Origin of the sequence: Streptomyces durocortorensis (assembly GCF_016901035.1) — a bacterium.
GTDB classification, from domain to species: Bacteria; Actinomycetota; Actinomycetes; order Streptomycetales; family Streptomycetaceae; genus Streptomyces; species Streptomyces durocortorensis.
Window position 1 is genome coordinate 1 of sequence record NZ_JAFEUF010000374.1, and the last position, 4,604, is coordinate 4,604.

A 4,604-nucleotide genomic window follows, 5' to 3' on the forward strand; every position below is an offset into this window, starting at 1 on the left:
CTTCCCGCCCTCTCGGAACCGACGCCGCAGGCTCCCCCTCCCGGCCCACCGGCAGCCGGGCACAACGCGACGACGATCGAACGTGGCTCGTTCTGTCTGGCCCGCTGCACCTGCGGCTGGGCCGGACCGGCGCGCAGGTCCCGTGACCGGGCCCGTACCGACGCCGCGGAACACCTCGCCACTCCCTGATCCGCCGCACGACCGACCGGACGGCCGGACGGCCGCGCCGCACCCGAACCCGTACAGCACGAACCCCCAGGCGCCACGAGCACCTGGGGGAGCGAGGAGAGGGAACAGAAAGGGGGGAAGGGAGGGAAGGAAGAGAAAGACCGGGGACCGTCAGGCGGCCAGGTCCTTCTCCCCCAGGTCGCCCCGTCCGGACCCCGGCCGCGGCTCGGGGATGCCGACCGCCTCGCCGCGCTCGTCCGCGTACGCGACGGCCGCGCTCTTCGACCGGACGAACCAGCCGACGCGCGGCGAACGGGCGACCGCCGCCATCAGCGGGGTCAGCAGCGCCATGGCGAGCGGGGCCAGCAGCAGCGTGACGGCCGTACCGAGGGCGAAGCCGCCGATCACGTCGGTCGGGTAGTGGACGCCCATGTAGATCCGGCTGAAACCGGCGAAGAGCGCGAGGCCGATCGCGACGAAGCCGAACTTCCGGTTCGCCACGAAGATGCCGACGGCGATGCCCATCGCCAGGGTGGAGTGGTCGCTGACGAACGAGAAGTCCGTCTTGCCGTGGATGAGGACCTCAAGGCCGTCATGGTCGTTGAACGGACGTGGCCGTTCGACGAAGCCGCGGATCGGGATGTTGATGAGGATCGCGATGGCGGCGGCGAGCGGCGCCCAGACGATGGCGGCGGCAGCCGTCACCGAGTCCTCGGCCGTCCCGCGTCCTCGCATGCTCCACCAGCACCACAGGCCCACCAGAACGAGGCCGAACATGATCCCGTACTCGCCGACGAACTCCATGACCCGGTCGAACCAGGTCGGAGCGGCCTTCGCGAGGCCGTTGATGTCGTAGAGCAGACTGACGTCCGGGTTCGACCCGTCGAGTTCGAGTCCAGCCATCTGCTGCGGCCCCTTGCCTTGTCTGCTTCTCTGCTGCGACGCGCGTCCTTGCCCGCCGCCGTGGTCGAACCCCCGTGTCCGGTGCGATCCGTTACCGCACTGACCGCATCGCCGCACTGCATCTCTGCACTACGTCGGTGCACTGCATCGGTGCCGCACCGAAGTGCTGCACCACCATCCCTGCGACGCATGGTCAGTGGGTATGCCGTTCCCGTCCCCCGTCCAGGGAACGGCCCGGGCGTCGCGTGCGTTCCGCTCTCCACCGAATGATCACCATGACGTTATCGAAGAGTGACTCGTCGTCGCAGCTCAGGGCCCAGGCTTCACGGAGAGTTCCGGCCACGGCCGACTGCCCGTCAGCGCCCTTCGCCACTCCGGAAGCCCGCGAGACTTCCGTCACCCCGTGGGCAGATCGGTCGGAAGGGCGGCGGCGCCGTCCTTGGTGACCCGGGTCGCACCGAAGTAGTCCGGCGTATCGATCTTGTCGAACCGGATGACCGCTCCGGTGAACGGCGCATTGATCATATAGCCGCCGCCGACGTACAACCCGACGTGCCGGATCGCGCGCGAGTTGGTGAGGTCGTCGGAGAAGAACACCAGATCCCCCGGGAGCAGCTCGTCCCGCGAGGGATGCGGCCCCGCGTTGTACTGGTCGTTGGCGACGCGCGGCAGCTCGATCCCGACAGTCCGGTACGCGGCCTGGGTCAGCCCGGAACAGTCGAACCGCCCCTGCTGCTCGGGCGTGCCGTTGCCGCCCCACAGATACGGCGTGCCGAGCTTCTTCTGGGCGAAGTAGATTGCCCCGGCGGCCTGCCGGGAGGGCGCGACCCGGCCCACGGGCCGGGCGAAGCTCTTCTCCAGCGAACGGATGATCTTGACGTAGTTCTGTGTCTCCTTGTAAGGAGGCACGCCGCCGTACTTGATCACCGCGTAGGCGCCGGCGTTGTAGGCGGCGAGCATGTTGCTCGTGGGGTCGCCCGGCACCTTCTTCACGTACCCGGCGAGCTCGCAGTCGTACGAAGCGGCCGAGGGGATCGCGTCGGCGGGATCCCACACGTCCCGCTTGCCGTCGCCGTTGCCGTCGATCCCGTGCGTGGCCCAGGTGCCGGGGATGAACTGGGCGATGCCCTGCGCGGCGGCGTGGCTCTGCGCACTCGGGTTCCAGCCGCTCTCCTGGTACAACTGCGCGGCCAGCAAGGCCGGGTTGATGGCGGGGCAGAGGTTGCCCCACTTCTGCACCAACGGCTGGAACCGCGCCGGAACCGCCCCCTTGGCCAGCGCGACGGCACCGCCGCCCCCCGACCCGGCGAGCCCGGCGGCGGCGGAGTACGTACCGACGACGAGCAGCGCCAGGAAGCACATGACCATGCCGACGCCGATGCCACCGAACACCCAGAATTTCCGCACCGCTCAACCATCCCCCATCGGGGCGCGCTTCAGAGGTGTTTTCGACGGTGTGTACGAGTCATCCGCGGCACACCACCGGCGCACCCGAAGCACACGGGGGCGTCGACGGCTCACCCGTAACGGAGCTGACGCGTCCTCAGCCACCCTCGCCCTCCCCCGACCAGAAGTCGGAACGCACATGAGGCCGGGGCAGCGGATAGACGTCCTTGTACGCGGGACCGTTGGGCTCGGCGGTCGGGGCGGCGACCTTCGACTCCTCCACGCAGGGGCTGTCTGCCTCCAGGAAGGCCTGCCCCTTCCCCCGGAAGGAGAGGCTGACACCGAAGCCGCTCCTGGTGACCGCGTAGACGGCCGGGAACTTCTCGTCCTTGTTGACGGCCTTGATGCGGTAGCCGTTCTTCCGCCAGAACGTCTCCGCACGGTCCAGGAAGGTCTGCCGGCGCTCGGCGGAGACGACGGTCATGACGGCCCGCCGGCGGGTCACCCCGCAGGCCCGGGTGGTGGTGGGCCCGTGGGCCCACTGCACATCGGGGTCAATGCCCTTGAGGACGGCGTCCAGCATGGCGTCGGACTGCTCGGCAGCCTCCTGCATATCCATCGCCCTCCCGCTCTCCTTCGTCCTCCCGCTCTCCTGCCCGGCGCTCACGTCGTCCCCGGCGCTCACGTTGTCCCCCCGCGAGCCGTTCCCGCTCCCGCATGCGGCCAACGGAACCCCGAGGGCCAGGACCAGGACCACCGCGACGGGGGACAGGGCCCGGGCCCGCTTCGCTCGCCTCACTTCGGTTCCTCCATCTTGAGCCGGTCGGCGTTGCCCGACACGATCAGGGCGATGCTGTCCGCGGACACGGCGTCGCGTTCCGGGCTGAAGTAGTTCGAGTGCGAGTCCAGACTGATGCCGCTCCCGCTGACAAGGGGCGGCCCGTCGGCCACCGGGAATCGCCGGGCCCCGAACGCCGTGCTCGCGGGATCCTTCCCGAACCACAGGTCGTCGTCACCAGGATCGGCCAGATCGCCGGCGACGTACGCCCCGCCGGGCCCACCCAGGGCCAGCCCGAGCCCGCCCACCACGACCTGGGTCTTCGAGGGCAGCTTGGTCACCGGATCGTTGGCGGCGGCCCCCACGAACACGTGCTCGGTGCCCACGCCGAGGTCCACGGCATGGTCGACGCCGACCCCCGGGCTGCCGACCAGGATGATGTCGTCGACCCCGGGAATCCCCCCGGGGCGGGCCGCAGCCGCGCCCACGGTCCGGGAGCCGTAGGAGTGCCCGATGGCCGTGAGATGCGGGTCCTTGTTCTGGTTGGTCACGGAGATCCCTTCCATGAAGTCGCGGTAGGCCGCCCCGCCCTTCTCGGCCCGTCCGGTCCCCATGACGGCGAAGTAGCCCGCCGCCCCGTCCTGGTCCGGCAGCTGCGGCGCGTCATACCCGAGCCAGACGATGGACGCCGCGGAGTCGTCGTACCCCTGCGCCCCGATCGCGGTGTCCCGGGCCCGCCCGAGGTCGTTCTTGGCGAACTCCTCGTCGAGGGAGGTGTTGAGCCCCGGCACATAGGCGGACACGTGCTGCGAGGCATCAGGATTGCCGAAGGAGACAATGGCCCGCCCATTCCCCTCGTCCCCGACCCCGATGAGATACATGGGCGGTTTCCCGTTCTCGTTCAACTGCCGTTCGATCTCGCGCAGGCCGGCCAACTGGTCGCGGGCCTTGTCGGTGTCGACGCCCTCCAGCTTGTCGACGAGCGCCGGGAGGTTGCGGCGGTTGGCGGCGTCCCGGGCGAGGACGGGGATGCCGTCGAGGTTGCCGATCCGCTCCGGGACGAGCTCGATGTACCGCTCCCGCTCCTCCGGCGAGAGCCCGTCCCACCAGGCCTTGCGCCCGGCGGGCGTGGCGTTCTGCGGGATCCGCTCGCTGAGGTGCGCACGCTCGGCGTCCCGCACCTCGGCTTCGACCCGTGCCCCGGAACCGGGTAACGCCAGCCCGGCGCCGGCACCGCCGACCGCCTTGTTCCCGTCCCAGGCCGCGCCGATGTAGTCGCCCCGCGCCCACTTCTCGCCCGCGCCGCGGGTGTCGCGCCCCCACTGGTCGACGATCCGCCGCCCGGTCTCCCCCGGCCGCAGAACCGCCC

General features: G+C 70.4%; 4 protein-coding genes and 1 pseudogene. 1 reads left to right on the forward strand and 4 read right to left on the reverse strand.

The features are described from left to right. Positions 1-189 (forward strand): annotated as a pseudogene (locus JS521_RS33995) (hypothetical protein); the annotation flags it as partial. Positions 190-339: 150 nt separating this feature from the next. Here the strand turns inward: JS521_RS33995 and JS521_RS34000 are convergent. The 4 genes from JS521_RS34000 to JS521_RS34015 all read right to left on the reverse strand — a co-directional run. Continuing rightward, positions 340-1,071: a phosphatase PAP2 family protein gene (locus JS521_RS34000; protein ID WP_205086740.1), complete on the reverse strand. Its 732-nt coding sequence runs from the start codon at positions 1,069-1,071 to the stop codon at positions 340-342. 396 nt (positions 1,072-1,467) lie between these two features. Then, positions 1,468-2,463: a C40 family peptidase gene (locus JS521_RS34005; RefSeq protein WP_057664021.1), complete on the reverse strand. Its 996-nt coding sequence runs from the start codon at positions 2,461-2,463 to the stop codon at positions 1,468-1,470. Positions 2,464-2,614: 151 nt separating this feature from the next. Further along, a complete protein-coding gene (locus tag JS521_RS34010) occupies positions 2,615-3,256 on the reverse strand; it encodes a hypothetical protein (protein WP_205086741.1) in 642 nt (213 codons plus the stop codon). Continuing rightward, positions 3,253-4,604: alpha/beta hydrolase (locus tag JS521_RS34015; RefSeq protein WP_205086742.1), on the reverse strand; the 1,352-nt coding region annotated here is incomplete at its 5' end. The genes JS521_RS34015 and JS521_RS34010, both read right to left, overlap by 4 nt.